The organism is Streptomyces sp. NPDC087420, assembly GCF_044744165.1.
In the GTDB taxonomy this organism is placed as follows: domain Bacteria; phylum Actinomycetota; class Actinomycetes; order Streptomycetales; family Streptomycetaceae; genus Streptomyces.
Map to the genome: position 1 here is coordinate 78,264 of NZ_JBIUXU010000019.1, position 19,752 is coordinate 98,015.

The 19,752-nt window shown below is 71.7% G+C and carries 17 protein-coding genes; 10 read left to right on the forward strand and 7 right to left on the reverse strand.

The features are described 5' to 3' along the window. Window positions 1-20 precede the first annotated feature (20 nt). Window positions 21-833: a family 1 encapsulin nanocompartment shell protein gene (locus tag ACIO1C_RS32875; protein ID WP_401870616.1), complete on the reverse strand. Its 813-nt coding sequence runs from the start codon at window positions 831-833 to the stop codon at window positions 21-23. Then, window positions 830-1,912 carry a Dyp-type peroxidase gene (locus ACIO1C_RS32880; RefSeq protein WP_401870619.1) on the reverse strand — a complete coding sequence of 361 codons (1,083 nt, stop codon included), beginning with the start codon at window positions 1,910-1,912 and terminating at the stop codon, window positions 830-832. Before ACIO1C_RS32880 ends, ACIO1C_RS32875 begins: the two co-directional genes overlap by 4 nt. Before the next feature lie 245 nt (window positions 1,913-2,157). Between ACIO1C_RS32880 and ACIO1C_RS32885 the strand changes: the two genes are divergently transcribed. The 3 genes from ACIO1C_RS32885 (at window position 2,158) to ACIO1C_RS32895 (ending at window position 5,192) form a co-directional block, all read left to right on the forward strand. Then, on the forward strand, window positions 2,158-3,711 hold the full coding sequence (locus ACIO1C_RS32885) for a von Willebrand factor type A domain-containing protein (protein ID WP_401870621.1): 1,554 nt from the start codon (window positions 2,158-2,160) through the stop codon (window positions 3,709-3,711). 49 nt (window positions 3,712-3,760) lie between these two features. Next, window positions 3,761-4,066 carry an antibiotic biosynthesis monooxygenase family protein gene (locus tag ACIO1C_RS32890; RefSeq protein ID WP_401870624.1) on the forward strand — a complete coding sequence of 102 codons (306 nt, stop codon included), beginning with the start codon at window positions 3,761-3,763 and terminating at the stop codon, window positions 4,064-4,066. 67 nt (window positions 4,067-4,133) lie between these two features. Further along, entirely contained in the window at window positions 4,134-5,192 is a 1,059-nt protein-coding gene (locus ACIO1C_RS32895) for an alcohol dehydrogenase catalytic domain-containing protein (RefSeq protein WP_401870627.1), read from the forward strand. 201 nt (window positions 5,193-5,393) lie between these two features. Here ACIO1C_RS32895 and ACIO1C_RS32900 read toward each other — a convergent pair whose 3' ends face one another. Further along, complete coding sequence (locus tag ACIO1C_RS32900; protein ID WP_161308442.1) at window positions 5,394-5,666, reverse strand: GlsB/YeaQ/YmgE family stress response membrane protein; 273 nt, start codon at window positions 5,664-5,666, stop codon at window positions 5,394-5,396. Between the two features lie 459 nt (window positions 5,667-6,125). On the opposite strand from ACIO1C_RS32900, the gene ACIO1C_RS32905 reads away from it, so the two are divergent. The 5 genes from ACIO1C_RS32905 to ACIO1C_RS32925 all read left to right on the forward strand — a co-directional run bounded on the left by ACIO1C_RS32905 (window position 6,126) and on the right by ACIO1C_RS32925 (window position 15,739). Further along, window positions 6,126-7,109, forward strand: a complete 984-nt coding sequence (locus ACIO1C_RS32905; protein WP_401870631.1) for a hypothetical protein — start codon at window positions 6,126-6,128, stop codon at window positions 7,107-7,109. Window positions 7,110-7,238: 129 nt separating this feature from the next. Further along, window positions 7,239-8,207, forward strand: coding sequence for a sugar phosphate isomerase/epimerase family protein (locus tag ACIO1C_RS32910; protein ID WP_401870634.1), 969 nt, complete (start codon window positions 7,239-7,241; stop codon window positions 8,205-8,207). A 67-nt stretch (window positions 8,208-8,274) separates the two neighbouring features. Then, a complete protein-coding gene (locus ACIO1C_RS32915) occupies window positions 8,275-11,574 on the forward strand; it encodes a PQQ-dependent sugar dehydrogenase (RefSeq protein ID WP_401870635.1) in 3,300 nt (1,099 codons plus the stop codon). Window positions 11,575-11,769: 195 nt separating this feature from the next. Further along, on the forward strand, window positions 11,770-12,930 hold the full coding sequence (locus ACIO1C_RS32920) for an ROK family protein (RefSeq protein ID WP_401870740.1): 1,161 nt from the start codon (window positions 11,770-11,772) through the stop codon (window positions 12,928-12,930). 235 nt (window positions 12,931-13,165) lie between these two features. Further along, entirely contained in the window at window positions 13,166-15,739 is a 2,574-nt protein-coding gene (locus ACIO1C_RS32925; RefSeq protein WP_401870638.1) for an ATP-dependent Clp protease ATP-binding subunit, read from the forward strand. Between the two features lie 35 nt (window positions 15,740-15,774). Here ACIO1C_RS32925 and ACIO1C_RS32930 read toward each other — a convergent pair whose 3' ends face one another. After that, window positions 15,775-16,611, reverse strand: a complete 837-nt coding sequence (locus tag ACIO1C_RS32930; protein ID WP_401870641.1) for an isocitrate lyase/phosphoenolpyruvate mutase family protein — start codon at window positions 16,609-16,611, stop codon at window positions 15,775-15,777. Window positions 16,612-16,778: 167 nt separating this feature from the next. On the opposite strand from ACIO1C_RS32930, the gene ACIO1C_RS32935 reads away from it, so the two are divergent. Then, window positions 16,779-17,810, forward strand: coding sequence for an alpha/beta fold hydrolase (locus tag ACIO1C_RS32935; protein ID WP_401870743.1), 1,032 nt, complete (start codon window positions 16,779-16,781; stop codon window positions 17,808-17,810). 7 nt (window positions 17,811-17,817) lie between these two features. Here ACIO1C_RS32935 and ACIO1C_RS32940 read toward each other — a convergent pair whose 3' ends face one another. After that, on the reverse strand, window positions 17,818-18,162 hold the full coding sequence (locus ACIO1C_RS32940) for a DoxX family protein (protein WP_401870643.1): 345 nt from the start codon (window positions 18,160-18,162) through the stop codon (window positions 17,818-17,820). A 179-nt stretch (window positions 18,163-18,341) separates the two neighbouring features. On the opposite strand from ACIO1C_RS32940, the gene ACIO1C_RS32945 reads away from it, so the two are divergent. Beyond that, window positions 18,342-18,722, forward strand: a complete 381-nt coding sequence (locus tag ACIO1C_RS32945; RefSeq protein WP_401870646.1) for a hypothetical protein — start codon at window positions 18,342-18,344, stop codon at window positions 18,720-18,722. 24 nt (window positions 18,723-18,746) lie between these two features. On the opposite strand, the gene ACIO1C_RS32950 is transcribed toward ACIO1C_RS32945, so the two are convergent. Then, on the reverse strand, window positions 18,747-19,184 hold the full coding sequence (locus tag ACIO1C_RS32950) for a TIGR03618 family F420-dependent PPOX class oxidoreductase (RefSeq protein WP_401870648.1): 438 nt from the start codon (window positions 19,182-19,184) through the stop codon (window positions 18,747-18,749). Window positions 19,185-19,318: 134 nt separating this feature from the next. Next, complete coding sequence (locus ACIO1C_RS32955) at window positions 19,319-19,585, reverse strand: hypothetical protein (RefSeq protein WP_327232648.1); 267 nt, start codon at window positions 19,583-19,585, stop codon at window positions 19,319-19,321. Between the last annotated feature and the right edge of the window lie 167 nt (window positions 19,586-19,752).

Genomic DNA, 19,752 nt, shown 5'->3' on the forward strand with positions numbered 1-19,752 from the left:
GGAGCCCGGCCCTCCCCCGCTCAGGCGGTGGGCGGCTGCGCCGCCAGCGCGACGATCGCCTCGGTCGTGTGGACCAGGAAGGTGAGTGTCTCCTGGAAGTACAGCCGGACGTCGTTGCTGTCGTGCGACAGGTAGCCGATGGACACGTCCTGGCCGATGCGCAGTTCGAAGTCGCCGCCCCGGCTGGAGAGCAGGAACGCTCCGTCGATGGCGGGCGCCCAGATGATGTCGCCGTCCAGCAGCCGCGCCAGGTGTTCGTGGATCGGGTAGCCGTGGTCGGAGGTCTCGTTCACGGCCGTGTACGCGTCGGCGCTCAGGGCCAGGTGGTAGGCGCCGTCGACACCCGCCAGCCGCAGCGCGGTGATGGCCTGGCTGACGGTGTTCGGATAGGCGCGCACGTCCGGGGGCAGGGTCAGTGCCGGGTTCGAGGAGCTGGCGCGGACCCCGGTGATGCCCGCCGCCGGGTAGCCCTCGAAGATGGCGCGGTCCTCGGCGAAGGCGAGCTGCCGGGCGGCGTCCTTGACGGGCCCCCAGTCGGCGTCCTTGGCGCCGCGTGCGACGTTGTCCACCTGGCGGCGGTCGACGGTGAACGGGACCCTCAGCTCCACGACGGGCTGTGAACGGCGGGAGAGGGCCTGGACGCCCGGGGCGGGTGGATCGATGGGGTCCACGTGTCCCGTGGGGACGGCGGAGAGTTCGAGCCCGCCGGGCTCGGGCATGTCGACGATGCGGCGGCCGGCGATGTGGCGTTTGAACGTACGACGCGCCTCCTCCTCCAGGTCGGCCCAGGCGACGGCGGAGATCGGTGCGAGTTCGCGGTGCAGGTTGTTCACGGGGTGCTGCTCCTGTTCGTTGCCTTGAGATCGCCGATGCCGAGTGAGCCGTCGGGGGCCGGGGCGCCGTCCGGGCCCGGCGTGTCGCCGACGCCTGCCGTGTTGTCACCGCGCGGCCGCGCGATGCGGACCTCGGCGGCCGCCGGCGCGGGCGGGGGATCGTCCAGGAAGTCGGCCGTCGGCGCGAAGAAGAGCGTGCCGGTGACGGCCGTCGAGAAATCCAGGATGCGGTCGTGGGTCGCCGGCGGACGGCCGAGGAACATGTTCCGCAGCATCTCCTCGGTGACGCCGGGTGTGCGGGAGTAGCCGATGAAGTACGTGCCGAACTCGCCCCGCCCCGGGCTGCCGAACGGCATGTTGTCCCGGAGGATCTCCTGTTCCTCGCCGTCCACGTCGGTGATGGTGGTCAGCGCGACGTGCGACGCGTCCTCGTCCAGCTCGATGTTGGTCAGCTTCTTGCGCCCTATGATCTTCTCCTGCTGCTCGACCGGCAGCGCGTTCCAGGCGTCGAGGTCGTGCAGGTACTTCTGCACGATGACGTAGCTGCCGCCGGCGAAGCCGGGGTCCTCGCCGCCGACGAGGACGGCGGTACGCGCGTCCGGCCCCGTCGGGTTCTCCGTACCGTCCACAAAGCCGAGCAGGTCGCGTACGTCGAGGTACTTGAAGCCCTGAACCTCGTCCTGGACGGTGACGGAGCCCCGCAGCCGGTCCATGATCTCCGAGGCCAGGCTGAAGCACAGGTCGGCTCGCGTGGCGCGGATGTGGAAGAGGAGGTCTCCCGGCGTGGACACCGCGTGGTGCCGGGGGCCCGCCAGGTCGATGAAGGGGTGCAGCTCGGCCGGGCGGGGACCGTCGAAGAGGCGGTCCCACACCTGGGAGCCGAAGGCGGTCACACAGGTCAGCACACCGTCGGGAGCGCCGAAGCCGACCGCCCGGGTCAGTCCCGACAGGTCCTCCAGCAGGTCACACGTGACGGCCTCGCCGCCGGGGTCGACCGTCAGGACCAGGAAGGTCGCGGCCGTGGTCAGGGGGCTGAGGACCGGCTGTGGCACGGCCTCCTGGGAAGGTTCGCCCGTCAATCCGCTCTCCTCGATCGTGTTCCGACTGCTGGTTCCGCGTGCTGCGCGGCTTCTCCGGTGCTTCGCGACGTGATTGTTCCGGATCACCCGGATTTTGCCCTCGTGTGCGCGCCGTAGGGGGCCGCACGAGGGAACCACGGACCGGCCGTTGCCGCATCGAGACGGATCCGAAACGCTTTCGACGGCTCGTCAGACCCTTCTCGTACGTCACATTCACAAGTGCGCGACGATTGAGGGGGGATCAGGTGAGGCTCAGTCCGAGAATCTGCCGATCGGCCGCGGCGGGGGCGATCGCGGGGGCCCTGTTGCTCACCGGTTGCTCCGGGGGGACGGGGAGCGGGGACGGCAAGGCCTCCTCGGGCGGGGGCCCGCGCGCGTGGGCCGGAGGTTCGGGCGGAACCGGCGGGTCCGGAGGGCCGGCGACCGGTGTCGAGGAGGGGACGGACGAGGGCGAGCAGAAGTTCGCGCCGCCGGACTACCTGTCGACGTTCGCGCTGGACGTGGACACCGCCTCGTACGGCTACGCGGTGCGGTCCCTGGACGAGGGACGGCGTCCCGAGCCGTCCACCGTACGGCCCGAGGAGTTCATCAACAGCTTCCGTCAGGACTACGACCGCCCCGGGGGCAACGGCTTCTCGGTGACCCTGGACGGGGCCCGCGTGAGCGGGGAGGACGATCCGGACGGGGCAGGACCGTGGTCCCTCGTCCGGGTCGGGCTGGCCACCCGGCTCGCCGAGGACGGCGGGGAACGCCCGCCCGCGGCCCTGACGTTCGTGGTCGACGTCTCCGGGTCGATGGCCGAGCCCGGCCGTCTCGACCTGGTCAAGGAATCGCTCTCCCTGCTCACCGACGAACTGCGGGACGACGACTCGATCGCCCTGGTGACCTTCAGCGGCGAGGCGAGGACCCGGCTGACCATGACGCGGGTCGGGGACGGCCGCGAGCGGATCCAGCGCACGGTCGCGGACCTGGAACCCTCCGACTCCACCAACCTGGAGGCGGGGGTCAGGACCGGGTACGAGGAGGCCGTCGAGGGCCGCAGGAAGGGCGCCACCAACCGGGTCGTCCTCCTCTCCGACGCGCTGGCCAACACCGGTGAGACGCAGGCGGACGCGATCCTCGAACGCATCGCGAGCGCGCGCGAGCGCCACGGCATCACCCTGTTCGGTGTGGGGGTCGGCAGCGAGTACGGCGACGCGCTGATGGAGCGGCTGGCCGACAAGGGCGACGGCTCCACCACGTACATCTCGGACAAGGAGGAGGCCAGGAAGGTCTTCGTCGACCAGCTGCCCGCTCAGGTCGAGTTGCGGGCCAGGGACGCGAAGGCGCAGGTGGCCTTCGACCGGCGGACGGTCGAGCGGTTCCGGCTGATCGGGTACGAGAACCGCGCGGTCGCGGACGAGGACTTCCGGAACGACCGGGTGGACGGCGGGGAGGTCGGCCCCGGTCACACGGTCACGGCGCTCTACGCCGTACAGCTGCGGCCCGGAGCCGAGGGGGAGATCGCGAAGGCGACCGTGCGCTGGCTCGACCCCGGGACGCGGGCCCCGCGCGAACGGTCGGGGTCCGTGCGGACCGACGCGGTGGACACGGCGCTGTGGAGCGAGGCGAAGCCGCGCCTCCAGGTCACCGCGGTCGCGGCCTACTTCGCCGAGGAGCTGCGCGGCGGGACGGTGCCGGGCGCGCCCGCGCTGGACACGCTGGCGGAGCGGGCCGGGGCCCTGGCGGAGTCGACGGAGGACCCGTCGGTCGGCCGTCTGGCCGAGGCGATCCGCCGGGCGGACCGGCTCCGCGACTGACCCGGCAGGCCCCAAGGCCGGTGTCGGAGGGGGCGGGTAATGTGCGGACATGGTCACTGAAATCGTCATCATCCAGATCAAGGACGGCCACAGCGAAGTGTTCGCCGCCGCCTATCGGGAGGCGCGTGAGCTGCTCATCACCACGCCCGGCTGCCTCAGCGCGAAGATGCTGTGGGGCGTCGAGTCCCCGTCGCGGTTCATCGGTGTGAACGAATGGGAGTCCAAGGAGGCGCACCTCGAGAACTTCCGGGGTGACACGGAGCGGTACGCGAAGTACCGGGGCTTCCTGATGGCGCACGTCTCGGAGTCGGATCCCCTGGTCGTCGAGCACTACGTCGACGTCATGGACGGCTGAGGCGCCTTTTCCGTACGGTCCGGTCCGTAGGGATCGTGTCTTGACGGGCCGAAGGGGAGGGTGTGGCGTGCGCGCTGTGGTGTTCGAGGAGTTCGGGCGGTTGCCGGTGGTACGGGACGTCCCCGACCCGGTGCCGCCGCCCTCCGGGGCGGTGGTCCGGGTCGGGGCGACCGGGCTGTGCCGCAGCGACTGGCACGGGTGGATGGGGCACGACGACGGGATCTCCCTGCCGCATGTGCCGGGGCACGAACTGGCCGGTCGCATCGTGGCGTTGGATGCGGCGGCCGGGAACTGGAAGGTGGGCGACCGGGTCACGGTGCCCTTCGTCTGCGCCTGCGGGCGGTGCGCCGCGTGTGCGGCCGGGGACCAGCAGATCTGCGAGCGCCAGGAGCAGCCCGGGTTCACGCACTGGGGATCATTCGCCGAGTACGTTCCCGTGCACGAGGCCGACGTCAACCTGGTCGCCCTGCCCGAGGAGATGTCCTACGTCACGGCGGCGAGCCTGGGCTGCCGCTTCGCCACCGCCTACCGGGCCGTCGTCACGCGCGGGCGCGCGGGGCCCGGCGAGTGGGTGGCCGTGCACGGCTGCGGCGGGGTGGGGCTGTCGGCGGTCATGATCGCGGCGGCGGCCGGCGCGCGGGTCGTGGCGGTCGACGTGTCGCCGGAAGCGCTGCGGCTCGCCGGGCGTTTCGGCGCGGTGGCGTGTGTGGACGCCTCGGGTGGCGCCGAGGCGACGGCGGCGGCAGTCCGGGAGGTGACGGGCGGTGGGGCGCAGGTGTCGCTCGACGCCCTCGGCGCGGAGGCGACCTGTCGCGCGTCCGTGGAGTGCCTGCGGCGCCGGGGGCGGCACGTACAGGTCGGACTGGCGCCGGCGGACGGCTTCGGCGTGTCGATGAACCGTGTCATCGCGCTCGAACTGGACCTTCTCGGCAGCCATGGCATGGCCGCGCACGCGTACCCGGTGATGATGGCTCAGGTGAGATCCGGCCGGCTGCGCCCGGATCTCCTGGTCAGTGAGGTCATCGGGCTCGACGCGGCCCCGGCGGCGCTCGCCGCTCTGGGCGAGGGGTCCGGGGCGGGTATCACGGTGATCGCTCCCCAGGGGGAGGACAGGCCGCCGGCCTGACTCCGCCGGGCGTGTCGCTGTTCCGCCGGGCGTGTCGCTTGGCGGGGACGCCGGTGTCCACGGCGTGTCGCGCGTGGACACAGCCGCGCCGCGGCCCGCTCCTCCCGGAAGGGAGGAGCGACCGCGGCGTCATCGGCTCCGCGCTCCGGCTTCGGCCCGGCCGTCCGTGGCGGACGGTCGTGCGCGGTGCCGGGTGGGCGGTCAGGCGTGGGCGCGGGTACGGCCCGTGACGGCGCGATAGATCAGCAGCACGATGATGGAACCGACGATCGCGGCGATCCACGTCGACAGGTCGAAGAACCCGTCGATGGAGTCGACGCCGAATATCACCTTGCCGAGCCAGCCGCCGAGGAGACCGCCGACCACTCCGACGAGCATGGTGACGATGAGGCCGCCCGGGTCCTTGCCGGGCACGAGGGCCTTGGCGATGAGGCCAGCGAGCAGTCCGATGATGATCCAGGCGATGATGCCCATGACGCACAACCTTCCCTTTGGTCCGTGAACGAGCCGGGCTCGTCCGTTCCTTACGGCCTGCCGTGTGACCCTGCGCGCCGCCCCCAAACGTCGGAGGCGAAGATTCCTTGCGCGGTCCCTGGCCGACCGCCGTGCGCAGGGCACTTTCAGGACAGGCTTTTGACGGATCATGAGAAAGTTTCAGCGATTCGTTCCGAACCTCTGGACAGCCCCCTGGGGGCGCCTTAATGTCTCGGCCCACCAGGCAAGTGTTTCGTCCCCGTAACAACGACGCGTCCCCACGCTCCTTCACGTACCGGACAGCACCTCTCTCACCACGCCTCCCTCCCACGGTCGGACCACTCCCCCGCACCGAGGCTCTGCGCCACCGCACACGCACCCCCAGCACCCCCGTCACCGGACTGCCCGGCGCCACCGGACGTCCCGGGCGGGGTACCCGGCCGCGCGACCGTCGCGGCCGTGACCGCAGCAGAAAAGGGAAGCGACATGAAGATCCGCATTTTTGTGGCCACCGCCTCGCTGGCCGCCTCCGCCGGGCTCGTGGGACTCGCCGGATCCGCCCAGGCGGCGCTCTACACCACCTGTGTCGGGGACGGCGGCGCCGTGACGGTCGGCGGGGACCTGGTCGTACCGGCCGGGCAGTCGTGCACGCTGACCGGCACCAAGGTCAAGGGCACCGTGACGGTGGAGGCGGGAGCCGACCTCGTCGCGTCCGGCGCGACGTTCAACACGAACGTCACGGTCCGTCAGAACGGTTACCTGGACCTCACCGACACCACGGTCAAGGGCTCCGTGACCACGCAGGCGGCCTTCGGCGCGCACTTCCAGGACAGCAGCGTCAAGACGGGGATCACCGCCGACAAGGGGTTCGTGTACGCCGTCGACGCAACGCTCGGCGGCACGGTCAGATCCTCGGCGGGCGAGCTGTACGTCTCGGGGAGCACCCTCTCCGGCGCGCTGACCGGGGAGGGGAACCTCTACACCGACGTCTACGACAGCACGGTCAAGGGTGCCCTCACCGTCGGCGGGAACACGCTCGGCGGGGTCCTGTGCGCCAGCGAGGTCGAGGGCAACACCACGTACCGGAACAACGCCGACACACTCCAGCTCGGCGGCGAGGGGACGCTCGGCTCCTGCGCCGGCGCCACCTACCTCGGCGGGAACCTGACGGTCACCGACAACACGGCGGCGACCGTGCTGGACAACACGATCGTCCGGGGCGGGCTCACCGCGACCGGCAACAGCCCCGTGCTGGGACTCGGCCCGCTGGCCAGGGTCCGGGGCGCGATCACCGGCGAGACCACGGCCGCCACCGCCTCGCCCTCCGTCGCGGCCCGCAAGGCGGCGCCGCAGGACCGCGGCGACGCCCTGGCCAAGAAGGTCGGGCAGCGGGTCGCCGACGCGCGGGCGGACGCGAGCGCGGCGGGCGACTCCGACCTGTAGCCCGTACGGGGCGGACACGCCCCCTGCCGCGCCTCCCCGCGCCACCGAAGCAGTCCGGCGCCGTCACACCGGCGCACCCCCAGATCTTCTCGGCCGTACACCTCAGGCCGTAACACCTCAGGAGTGACCGTGGGCCACATACGCAAGTCCTTCGACCGCAGAGCCTTCCTGCGGGCCACCGCGGGCACCACCGTGGCGCTCGCCGCCACCTCCGTCACCGGCGTGGGGGCGACCTCCGCCGCCGCGGCGAGTGGCCTGTCCATCCCCAAGGACCGCATCGCCATCCAGCTCTACAGCATCCGCGACAAGGTCACCTCGCTCGGCTTCGCCGTCGTGCTCGCCGAGCTGGCCCGAATCGGCTACCGCGAGATCGAGTTCGCCGGGTACACCCAGAACACCTCCATCCTCGGCCGGCAGATCACCCTCCAGGAGATCCGCCGCCTGCTGGACGACAACGGGCTGCGGGCGGTGGGCAGTCACGTCGGCATCGGCAACCTGCGCACCAACCTCCAGGCCGAACTGGACTCGGCGCAGATCCTCGGCATGCCGCACATCGGCACCGCCAACGCCCCCTCGGGCAACAACACCGTGGCGGGCTACCTCGCGGCGGCCGAGGAGTTCAACACCTGGGGCGCGGCGGCCACGGCCCGCGGTCTCAAGCTCTACCAGCACAACCACGCCGGGGAGTTCGCCTTCGCCACCGACCAGCCGTCGGTCCGGCTGTACGACGTCTTCCTCAGGAACACCGACCCGCGCCACGTGTATCTGGAGATGGACATCTACTGGGCGTACGTCGGGCAGCACCGCTGGCCCGGCTTCAACCCGGCGGCGTACGTGCGCGACCAGCCGTACCGCTACCCGCTGTTCCACCTGAAGGACGGCGACGCCAACCCGTCGAAGGCGGACGGGTACGACATCGTCGAATTCGGCGCGGGAGACCTGCCGTACGAGAAGTTCATCCGGGACATCGGACCGCGCGCCAGCCATGTCGGGATCTGGGAGCAGGACACGGCCCCCAACACCCTGCCCAATCCCCCCGGTTCGCTCGGCGCGGCCGAGCGCAGCTTCACGGCGATCAAGCAACTCCTCAACCGCTAGGCAACCCGCCGGGCGCGTCCCGGCACACTCCCGAACCCGCCCAGCGACCTTAGGAGACGCGACCGCCGTGCACCGTACCCTGAGACGCCTGATCGCAGGGGTCCTCCTCACCGCGCTGCCCGCACTGGGCGCGGTGGGGCTGGCCCCCGCAGCGCAGGCGCACCCCGACCACGAACACGCCCTGGACTGGGCGAACTACGAGAAGGTGACGCTCACCAAGGACACCGGCGAGCCGATCGATCTCGCCGTTCTGCCCGACAGCAGAGTCCTGCACACCGCCCGCAACGGGGATCTGCGGCTGACCGATCCCGGCAGCGGTGTGACCAAGGTCGTCAATCACATCGACGTGTACCAGAACTCGGAGATGGGTCTCCAGACGGTGACCCTGGACCCCGGCTTCGCCACCAACAAGTGGGTCTATCTCTACTATTCACCGCCGCTCGACACACCGACGGGTTCGGCCCCGGAACGGCTCCCGGCCGGCCAGGACGACTCGTACTGGGACCGGTGGAAGGGGTACGACAGCCTCGTCCGCTACAAGTGGACCGGTGACAAGCTGGATCCCGCTTCCGCGCAGGAGATCATCCGGGTCGGCCACAACCGCGGCCAGTGCTGCCACGTCGCCGGAGACGTGGACTTCGACGCCGACGGCAACCTCTACCTGGCCACCGGGGGCAACACCCCGGCGTCCGGGCCGAACGTCAGCGGATACACGCCGATCAACGACGCGGCCACGTACAACCCCGGCCTCGACGAGCGGCGCGGCTCCGGCAACACCAACGACCTCCGGGGCAAGATCCTCCGTATCTCCGTGAAGGAGGACGGGAGTTACACGATCCCGGACGGGAACCTGTTCCCCGTGGGGACCGCGAAGACCCGTCCCGAGATCTTCGTGATGGGGCTGCGCAACCCCTACCGGATGACGGTGGACAAGTCGACGGGCGCCGTGATGTGGGGCGACTACGGACCCGACGCCGGGACCGCCAGTCCCGACCGCGGGCCCATGGGTTACGTGGAGTGGCAGACCACCACCAAGGCGCTGAACAGCGGTTGGCCGTTCTGCACGGGTGACAACACCCGCCCGTACCGGGACTTCGACTTCGCCACGCTGACCCCGGGACCGGCCTTCGACTGCGCGGCGCCGGTGAACGACTCCCGGTGGAACACCGGCCTGACCCAGCTGCCGCCCGCCGCCCCGGCCACCCTCTGGTACGGGGACCGGGACACCGATCAGCCGTGGCCGGAGCTGACCGCCTTCCGGGGCCCCGGCGGTCCCGGCGGCCAGGCCCCGATGGCCGGTCCCGTCTACCACTACGACGCCGACAATCCCGCGCCGGGGAAGTTCCCCGAGTACTGGGACGGCAAGGCGTTCTTCGGCGAGTTCTCCCAGGACTACGTGGCGGCCCTGACCCTCGACGGTCCTGACGGCCCGGTGAGCAAACTGGAGAACGTCCTCCCGAACAGCGAGCGTTCGGAGAACGGCATCCCGCCGTGGGACAACCCGATGGACATGGAGTTCGGTCCTGACGGCGCGCTGTACGTACTCGACTACGGCGACGGATTCTTCCGGCAGAACCCCGACGCGGGTCTCTACCGGATCGACTACGCCGAGGGCAACAAGGCCCCGACCGCGGTCATCAAGGCGACTCCCTCGTCGGGCCAGGCCCCGCTCGCCGTCTCCTTCGACGCGGGCGCCTCCACCGATCCCGAGGACGGCGCGCTCACCTACCAGTGGGACCTGAACGGTGACGGCACCTTCGACGCCAGCGGTCCCCGGGCCACCCGTACGTACGCGGAGAACGGACAGTTCCAGGCCCGCCTGAAGGTCACCGACCCGCAGGGCAAAATCGGACTGACGAGCCGTCAGATATCCGTGGGCAACACGGCTCCGACCGTACGGATCACCTCACCCCCCGACGGCGGCTTCTTCACCTGGGGCGACGCCGTGCCGTACGGCGTCGACATCAACGACCCGGAGGACGGCGCCGCGATCGACTGCGCGAAGGTCGCCTGGACCTTCGGTCTCGGGCACAACCAGCACGGTCACCCCGTCAACAGCGGAACGGGCTGCACCGGCGCGGTCGTCTCCCCGGCCGACGCCGGGCACGGGGACACCGAGAACGTCTTCGGCGTCCTCGGGATCGTATACACCGACAAGGGCGCGGGCGGCGTCCCGCCCGCCGCCGGCGACGCCCAGGTCGTCCTCAACCCGGCGCTGATGCAGGGCGAGCACTACGACACCTCGCAGGGGATCACCGTCACCGACGACACCAGCGCGTCGGGACAGCGCAAGGTGACCTCGTTCGACGAGGGGGACTGGATCTCGTACGACCCCGTCTCGTTCGCCGGCATCACCGGGGTGCAGACCCGCGCTTCCGGCGCGGGAACGCTGGCCCTGCGGTGGAACGCGGCCGACGCGGAGCCGTTCGCCACCGTGTCCGTACCGGCCGGTGAGGGGTGGCGGACCGTGACCACCTCGCTCGCGGGCGCCCCTTCGGGCAGCGGGCGGCTGTACGTCACCACCTCCGGCGGTGTGGAGCTGGACGCCCTGACCTTCCAGGGCGCCGGTGTCGCCGACAAGACCCCGCCGAAGGTGACCGCCACGCTCAACCCGGCGCAGCCCACCGGCAGCAACGGGTGGTACACCGGCAACGTGACACTGAACGTCGCCGCCACCGACAACGGGACGGTCAGCAGCCGGCAGTACTCGGTCAACGGGGGGACGACCTGGCTGACCGCCAACGCGGCCGTCACCCTGTCCACCGAGGGCGTCACCTCGATCCGCTACCGGGCGACCGACAGCGGCGGGAACGTCTCGGAGGTCGGCAGCCTGACCGTACGGATCGACCGCACCGGGCCCACGGTGACCGTCACCGGGCTCGACGCGGACGGCACGTACGGCGACTCCACCCGCCCGGCCCCGGTGATCGCCGCGACCGACCCGGTGTCCGGCGGGGCCACCGCCACCACCACGCTGGACGGCTCCGCGGTCACCTCGGGACAGCCGCTGACCCTCTGGCGGCTGCCGCTCGGCAGCCATGACCTGACGGTCACGGCCCGGGACGGCGCGGGCAACACCACGGTGAAGACCGTGCGCTTCACGACCCGCACGTCGTTCGGCGACCTGGGCACGCTCATCCCGCGGCTGCGGGCCGAGGGGCTCGTCACGGCGCAGGGCGAGCAGCGGCTCACGGTCCGGCTCGACCAGGCCCGCGCCCACGCGCAGGCCGGTCGGACCACGCAGGCCGCGGCGGTCCTGGACTCGTTCGCCGCGTCCGCTCGGGACACGTCCCTGGTGTCCGACGCGGCGGCGCGCGCCGCGCTGGCCCGGGACGCGGTCGCGGTGAAGGGGGGCCTGGCCGACTGACGCGCACCGTGCCGCCCCGTCCCCCCGGCGGGGCGGTTCGGGTGAAGGGCAGGGACCGGTCCGCACCGGCCCCTGCCCTTCACGGCGCTCCCCGGCGGTCGCGTCCCGCCGGCTGTTCCGTCCCGCTCCATCCCTGAGGTGTTCCGGCCTAAGGTGTCCCGAGGAAGGGAGCCCGTGAACATTCCGTACCGCGTCATGAGCCTGCTGCGCGACAACGGGCCGCTGTCCCGCGCCCAACTGGCGGACCGGGTGGAGGTGCCCCGCCCCCGGCTCCTCGCGGAACTCGACCGCATGGTCACCGCCGGCCGGGTCCTGGAAGCCGGTCCCGCCGCCTCGCGCGGCGGCCGTCGCTCCACGCTCGTACAGCTGGCGCCCGGCCTGCGGTTCGCGGCCGTCGACCTCGGTGCCAGTTCGATCGACATCGAGATCACCGACGGCGGTCTTGAACCGGTGGCGTCCTGCTCCGAGGAGGCGGACATCCGGTCGGGTCCGGTCGCGGTGCTGAACCGGGTCAGCGAACTCCTCGGCGGGATGCGCGAGCGGGGCCACTACACCCGGCTCGACGCGATCGGCATCGGCCTGCCGGGTCCTGTCAGCTTCCGGGAGGGTGTCCCCGTCTCGCCGCCGATCATGGCGGGGTGGAACCGCCATCCCGTGCGGGACACCCTCGCCCGTGCCCACGGCTGCCCGGTGGTCGTGGACAACGACGTGAACGTGATGGCGCTCGGCGAGCAGCACAGCGGGGTGGCCAGGACCGTCGAGCACCTGCTGTTCGTCAAGATCGGCAGCGGGATCGGCAGCGGGGTGCAGCACCACGGCCACATCTACCGGGGTGCGGCGGGGGCGGCCGGGGACATCGGCCACATCCAGGTCGAGGCGGACGGCCCGGTCTGTTCGTGCGGCAACTCCGGCTGTCTGGAGGCGTACTTCGGCGGGACGGCCCTCGCCAGGGACGCCATGGCGGCGGCCCTGGACGGCCGGTCGCCGGCCCTCGCCGACCGGCTCGCGGAGCGGGGCGCGCTGACCGCCGTCGATGTCGGCGAGTGCGCCGCGGGGGGTGACAGTACGTGCGTCAACCTCATCCGGGACGGCGGTCACCGGGTGGGGCAGGTCCTCGCCACCCTGGTCAGCTTCATGAACCCGTCCATGATCGTGATCGGCGGCGGGCTGTCGGGGCTCGGTTACGTCCTGCTGTCGGAGATCCGCAGCGTGGTGTACAAACGCTCGCTCCCGCTCGCCACCGGCAACCTGCCGATCGTCATGTCGGAGCTGGGGCCGCGGGCCGGGGTGGTCGGCGCGGCGCTGCTGGCCAGCGAGCTCTCGTACGGCGGAGGGGTCTGGCCCCACCCGGACTGACCGCACTCCCCCGCGGCCCCCTCGCCGGCCGGCTCGATCCGTACCGCCCCTGCCTCCCGTCACGCCCGGTCCGTACCGCCGCCGCCCGCAGCGGTGGTTCCCGCGATGTGCGACTAGGATGAAAGTCGCACATGGGCGTAAACGCGCGTACAGGTACGTACCGGTACAGGGGCATACAGGCGGCCCCCACGGCGCAGCTGGTCGCGGTGGAGCCGTGACAGCGGATCGGACACACATGAGCAGCGGATTCATGGGTCCGGAGGGCTACGGCCCCGACCCGTTCAGTGACTTCCTCTCCCGCATCCTCGGTACCGGTGGGAACACCGGCGGCCAGGGGCGGCCCCCGCCACGCCAGGCGGACATCGCCCGGCTGATGAGTGAACCGGCCCGGGAGCTGGTGGCGTCGGCGGCCAGTTACGCGGCGGAACACGGCAGCCCGGAGCTGGGCACGGAACACCTGCTGCACGCGGCGCTCACGGCCGAGCCGACGCGCGCCCTGCTGGAGCAGGCCGGCGCGAACCCCGACGCCCTGGTCGCGGAGATCGACCGGAGTGTGGGCTCGGGACCGCAGCAGAAGTCCGTCTCCGTCACCCCGGCGGTCAAGCGGGCACTGCTCGGCGCGCACGAACTGGCGCGGGCGACCGGCTCCTCGTACATCGGGCCCGAGCATGTGCTCGGTGCGCTCGCGGCCAACCCCGACTCGGCGGCGGGGCGCATCCTGAACGTGGTCCGCTTCACCCCGCCCGCCGCCCAGTACGGCGGTGTCGGGCAGCCGCCGCCGGGCATGGAGCAGGGCGCGGGGCAGCAGCACGGCACGCCGACCCTCGACAAGTACAGCCGTGACCTGACCGACCTCGCCCGGACGGGCCGGATCGACCCGGTCATCGGCCGCGAGGAGCAGATCGAGCAGACCGTCGAGGTGCTCTCCCGGCGGGGCAAGAACAACCCCGTCCTCATCGGTGACGCCGGGGTCGGCAAGACGGCCATCGTGGAGGGTCTCGCACAGCGCATCGCCGACGGGGAGGTGCCCGGCACGCTGCACGACCGGCGGGTGGTGGCGCTCGACCTGTCGGGGGTGGTGGCCGGTACGCGTTTCCGGGGTGACTTCGAGGAGCGGCTCAACGCCATCATCGACGAGATCCGCTCCCACTCCGACGAGCTGATCGTCTTCATCGACGAACTGCACACGGTCGTCGGCGCCGGAGGCGGCGGGTCCGAGGGGTCGGGCAGCGACGCGAGCCAGATGCTCAAGCCCGCCCTCGCCCGGGGTGAGCTGCACGTCATCGGCGCCACCACCCTGGAGGAGTACCGCCGTTACATCGAGAAGGACGCCGCGCTCGCCCGCCGCTTCCAGGCGATCCTGGTGCCGGAGCCGTCGGCGGAGGACGCGGTGGAGATCCTGCGCGGCCTTCAGGACCGGTACGAGGCGCACCACCAGGTCCGCTACACGAACGAGGCGCTGCTCGCGGCCGTCGAACTCTCCGACCGCTACATCACCGACCGTTTCCTGCCGGACAAGGCCATCGACCTGATCGACCAGGCCGGGGCCCGGGTCCGGCTGCGTTCGCGCACCAAGGCCACGGACGTACGGGACCTGGAACGTGAGGCGGAGCAGCTGACCAGGGACAAGGACCAGGCGGTCGCCTCGGAGCAGTACGAACGGGCCACCGAACTGCGCGACCGCATCAACGAACTGATCGACCGGATCGGGGCGGAGGACGGCCGGAGCGAGGGCGACGGCCACATCGTGGAGGTGTCCGCGGAGGACATCGCCGAGATCGTGTCCCGGCAGACCGGTATCCCGGTCAGCAGTCTGACCGAGGAGGAGAAGACCCGGCTCCTCGGCATCGAGGACCACCTGCACACGCGGGTCGTGGGGCAGGACGCGGCGGTCACGGCGGTGTCGGACGCCATCCTGCGCTCGCGGGCGGGCCTGGCCGATCCCAACCGCCCCATCGGCAGCTTCCTCTTCCTCGGGCCGACCGGGGTGGGCAAGACCGAACTGGCGAGGGCACTGGCGGAGGCGCTGTTCGGCAGCGAGGACCGCATGGTGCGTGTCGACATGAGCGAGTACCAGGAACGGCACACGGTCAGCCGGCTGGTCGGTGCCCCGCCGGGATACGTGGGCCACGAGGACGCGGGCCAGCTGACCGAGGCCGTGCGCCGGCATCCGTACTCGCTGCTCCTGCTCGACGAGGTGGAGAAGGCGCACCCGGATGTCTTCAACCTGCTGCTCCAGGTCTTCGACGAAGGGCACCTGACGGACTCCCAGGGCCGCCGGGTCGACTTCAAGAACACGGTGGTCGTCATGACGAGCAACCTGGGCTCGGACGCCCTCAGCGGGAGCCGCGGCGCTCTCGGCTTCGCCTCCCCGGACGCCTCGGACACGGGGCAGCCGGGCGGTGCGGGCGGTTCGCGGACCCGGTCGGCGGCGGAGGAACGGGCGCTCGGGGCGCTGCGGGAGCACTTCCGGCCGGAGTTCCTCAACCGTCTGGACGAGGTCATCATCTTCCGACGCCTCACCGACGAGCAGCTCAGGGAGGTGACCGGACTGCTCCTGGAGGCGACCCGGCGGCGGCTGCGCGCGCAGGACATCACGATCGAGTTCGCGCCGGAGGCCGTCGACTGGATCACGCGGCGGGGCCATCAGCCCGAGTACGGCGCGCGTCCGCTGCGCCGCACCATCCAGCGTGAGGTCGACAACGCCCTGTCCCGGCTGCTGCTGGACGGAGCGCTCGCTTCCGGGGCGCACGTGCGGGTGACCGTCGAGGACGAGCGGCTGGCGTTCCACACCACGGCCATGGTCTGAGCCGGGACCCGGGCGGGATGAGGCAGGCCGGCCCCTCAGTCGGCCTGCCTCATCAGGGCGTTGAGCTCCCCGTAGCCCAGGCCGTCGGCGAGGCCCGTGAAGGTGCCGGTGGTCAGCAGCTCCTCGGTGGCGCGGCGGACGACGGCGTACGCGGACAGGGCGACCGACGAGCCCAGGCTGATCCGGGCGACACCGCGCCGCGCGAGGTCGGCGACGGAGGGGGCGCCGGAGCCCACGAGGATGTTGACGGGGGCGTCGATCCCGTCCGTCAGGGCGGCGACCTCGGCCAGGTCGGTGATGCCGGGCACGAAGATGCCGTCGGCCCCGGCCGCCAGGTACGTGCGCGCGCGGTCCAGCGTCTCCTGGAGGCGGACCGACGTGTCCAGCGCACCCGACAGGTAGGTGTCCGTGCGGGCGTTGATGAACAGGGGTACGCCGGTCGCGTCGGCGGCCGCCCGTGCGGCGGCGATGCGCGTGGCCTGTTCCGCGGCCGGGCGGAGCGGGACCGCGGGGTCCGTGTGGGCGTCCTCGATGTTGACGCCGACCGCGCCCGCGGCGATCACCCGTGTGACGGTCTCGCCCACCCCGGCGGCGGTGGCGCCGAACCCCGACTCGATGTCGGCGCTCACCGGCACGCCCACGGCGGCCACGATCCGGGCGACCAGGTCGACGGCCCGCTCGCGGTCGATCTCGTTCCCGTCGGCCGCGCCGAGGCTCCAGGCGACCCCGGCGCTGGTGGTGGCGACCGCCGCGGAACCGGCCGCCTCGATCAGGCGGGCGCTCGCCACGTCCCAGGCGTTCGCGAGGGCCAGGGGGGACGAAGGGCGGTGCAGGGTACGGAAGGTGTGGGCGCGGTCGTGCTGTGTGGTCATGACGTCCATTGGACCAGCCGGAACCGGCGGGGGCTGGCAGGTTCGCGACAGAGACGTCCGGCGTCGTACTCCTTTGCCGGACCGGCAAGTTTTCTGTCCCGGGGCGGCGCCCATGGCAGATGCTCGTGATCACGGCGGACACCGCCGCCACCGACGAGGAGAGCACCATGGCGCAGCCCACCCCCGTACCGCCCCCGGCCCCGGCCGGCACCCCGCACACGCCGGAATCCACACCCCGGCACCGTCTGGTCGAGGTTCCCGGCGGCCGCATCCACCTGGTGGAACAGGGCACGGGACCGCTGGTGCTGCTGCTGCACGGTTTCCCCGAGACGTGGCACTCCTGGAGCCACCAGCTCCCGGTCCTGGCCGCCGCGGGCTTCCGGGCGGTCGCCGTCGACCTGCGGGGGTACGGGCGTTCCTCGACCCCGTCGGACGTGGCGTCGTACCGGATGCTGTGCCATGTCGCCGACAACGTCGGAGTCGTACGGGCGCTCGGTGAGGAGACCGCGACGGTCGTGGGCCACGACTGGGGTTCCACGATCGCCGCCGCCACCGCGCTCCTGAGGCCCGACGTGTTCACGGCCGTGGGGCTGCTCAGCGTCCCCTACGCCCCGCGCGGGGGTCCCCGGCCGACGGACGCCTTCGCGGCGATCGGCGGGGACGAGGAGTTCTACGTCAGCTACTTCCAGGAGCCGGGGCGGGCCGAGGCGGAGATCGAGCCGGACGTCCGCGGCTGGCTGGCGGGTTTCTACGCCAGTCTGTCCGCCGACACGATGGCGCCCTCGGGCGGCGACAGCCCGTTCTTCGTCCCCGCCGGGCGGCGGATGTCCGACCGTTTTGTGCGCGACGCCCTGCCCGCGTGGCTCACGGAGGCCGAACTCGACACGTACGCCGCTGAGTTCGAACGTACGGGAGTGACCGGCGCGCTCAACCGCTACCGCAACGCCGACCGGGACTGGGAGGACCTGGCCGCCTGGGACGGCGCGCCGATCACCCAGCGGTCGCTGTTCATCGGGGCGGAACGGGACGCGTCCACGACGTGGATGAGCGCGGCCGTCGACGCGTTCCCGGCCACGCTGCCGGGGCTGACCGCCTCGCACATCCTCAAGGGGTGCGGGCACTGGATCCAGCGCGAACGGGCCGACGAGGTCAACCGGATCCTGGTCGACTGGCTCACCCCGCCGTCCCCGCGCCCCTGAGTGACGGTCAGCGGGCCAGGCTCAGGAGCAGGGTGGCGACGGCCAGCACCAGGAACGGGTACTGGAACCCGAACGAGTAGTCCCGTACCCGCAGATGGGTCGCCACGGCGCAGAGGTAGAACACCACCAGTCCGGCCGCCGCCGCCGTGCCGAGCGGCGGGATCCAGAAGGCGGCGACAAGTCCCAGCGCGGCAGCCGCTTTGGGGACACCGAGCGCCGGCATCCACGAGCGGGGCACGCCTGCCGCGTCCATGCCGACGGCGACCTTCTCGTAGCGGACGAAGTCGCAGACGGCGGAGAACACGTTGGCGGAGACGGTGACGAGTACGAGCAACACGAAGGCGAGGGTCATGGGCGTGCTTCCTGGGGCGAGTCGAGTGTGCGGTCCCGTCCCGAGAGCCGTACCGGCGCGGAAGTGTGACAGCGCGAACCCGGACTCGAACGAGTGCTTTTCGCGATGACCGCTTTGCCCCCACATGCTTCGGTGACATTCTCGTTCCGCAATCGTCCTCTCTCCGACATGGAGGAAATATGCGGAATCTGCGTGATCTGCGGAATGGTGTCGCTCGGCACGCGGTACGGCGGGTGGCCACGACGGTGGCGGGCGCGGTGCTCGTGGGGATGGCCGTGACGGCTCCCGCGAGTGCGAGGCCCGCGGAGGTCGACGGCAGGTGCGGCACCTACATCTGTGTGTACACGGCGCACCACAACAGGTTCGTGCAGGACATCACCGTGGAGACCAGGGACGGCCTGAGCGGGCAACTGCGGTCCTACTGGGGCGATTTCCGCAGCTCCCGGGTCAACGCCTCGCGCCACAGGTGGGCGGTGGGGGCCGAGAAGAGCGCGCCGCTCGTGTGCGGGGCGCTGGTGCGCGGCGGCCGTCAGATCGAAGAGGTCTGCGTCACGATCTGACGGCACCGCGCCACGGACCCCGCGTCAGTTGCTGTACACCCGGCGCGGGGTGATGAGGACCGCCGTACGTCCCTGCTCGGCCATCACCCGGTCGTACGCGTCCCAGTCCTCGTGCTCGCCGCCGGCCGCCACGAACACCTCGCGCAGCAGGAGCCTCAGCCTCTCGGCGTCCAGCCACGACTGGGGGTCGTGGGGGCCGGCGAGCTGGGCCTCGCCCTCCACCGTCGCCCACTGCCCGCCCTTGCGGAAGGTCGCCGTCACCTGCGGCCTGGCCCGGAGGTTGCCGAGCTTCACCTTGCCGTAGGTGACGAAGGCGAGGACGCGCTCACCGGTCGAAGGGTGGTCCAGCGCACCGGCGTTGACGAGCGAGGACTGGATCGTGAGGTCCGCCCGCAGCGTCGAGATCACCGCCAGGCCGTTCTCCTCCCGTGCCAGCGCGGTCGCTTCTTCCAGGGTGGTCATCGGCTCTCCAGGGGGTCGGGACGGGAGATGGACCTGTCCGTGTGGTCAACACAATGACCGACACGGCGATTCCTCGGGCCGGGGAGACACGTACGCGGTCGGCGCGGCACTCGTACGGGGCGGGCGGCCGCGCGCTACGGCGTGTCGCCCTGCCAGTCCCAGCGGTCCGGGTCGGCGGGGCGGGGGCCGTAGAGCGCGTGGCCGCCCGCCCCGTACGAGCCGATCTCCGTCGTCAGTGACGCGCCTTCGCGCAGCCGGTCGGCCGGCCAGCCGGTGACGTCCAGGAGGAGTCCGTCGAGCGGGCCGGCGACCAACTCCCGGTAGACGTGGCCGGGCCTCGGGCCCGGGTCCGGGTCGTCGTGGTCGGCGCCGTACACCCTGCGCCGCATCAGTTCGTCCATGGCCACCAGCATTCCAGCCGCCACTGACAACGGGCCCGGACGGCTCTGCGGCTGTGAGTCCAGCCACAGGCACGGGTGAGCCGGGCCGACGCGGCGCCCCGGCGTGTCGCGCCTCGCGGGCCTTCCCGCCGGCCCGCTCCCACCTGGGGTGATGACGATCATCGCGA

Coding starts and splice junctions, on each gene's coding strand:
- ACIO1C_RS32890 (WP_401870624.1), top strand. CDS start 3,761: ATGGTCACTGAAATCGTCATCATCCAGATCAAGGACGGCCACAGCGAA.
- ACIO1C_RS32900 (WP_161308442.1), bottom strand. CDS start 5,666: ATGGGCATCATCGCCTGGATCATCATCGGACTGCTCGCTGGCCTCATC.
- ACIO1C_RS32920 (WP_401870740.1), top strand. CDS start 11,770: ATGAGCCTGCTGCGCGACAACGGGCCGCTGTCCCGCGCCCAACTGGCG.
- ACIO1C_RS32925 (WP_401870638.1), top strand. CDS start 13,166: ATGAGCAGCGGATTCATGGGTCCGGAGGGCTACGGCCCCGACCCGTTC.
- ACIO1C_RS32930 (WP_401870641.1), bottom strand. CDS start 16,611: ATGACCACACAGCACGACCGCGCCCACACCTTCCGTACCCTGCACCGC.
- ACIO1C_RS32935 (WP_401870743.1), top strand. CDS start 16,779: ATGGCGCAGCCCACCCCCGTACCGCCCCCGGCCCCGGCCGGCACCCCG.
- ACIO1C_RS32940 (WP_401870643.1), bottom strand. CDS start 18,162: ATGACCCTCGCCTTCGTGTTGCTCGTACTCGTCACCGTCTCCGCCAAC.
- ACIO1C_RS32945 (WP_401870646.1), top strand. CDS start 18,342: ATGCGGAATCTGCGTGATCTGCGGAATGGTGTCGCTCGGCACGCGGTA.
- ACIO1C_RS32950 (WP_401870648.1), bottom strand. CDS start 19,184: ATGACCACCCTGGAAGAAGCGACCGCGCTGGCACGGGAGGAGAACGGC.
- ACIO1C_RS32955 (WP_327232648.1), bottom strand. CDS start 19,585: ATGGACGAACTGATGCGGCGCAGGGTGTACGGCGCCGACCACGACGAC.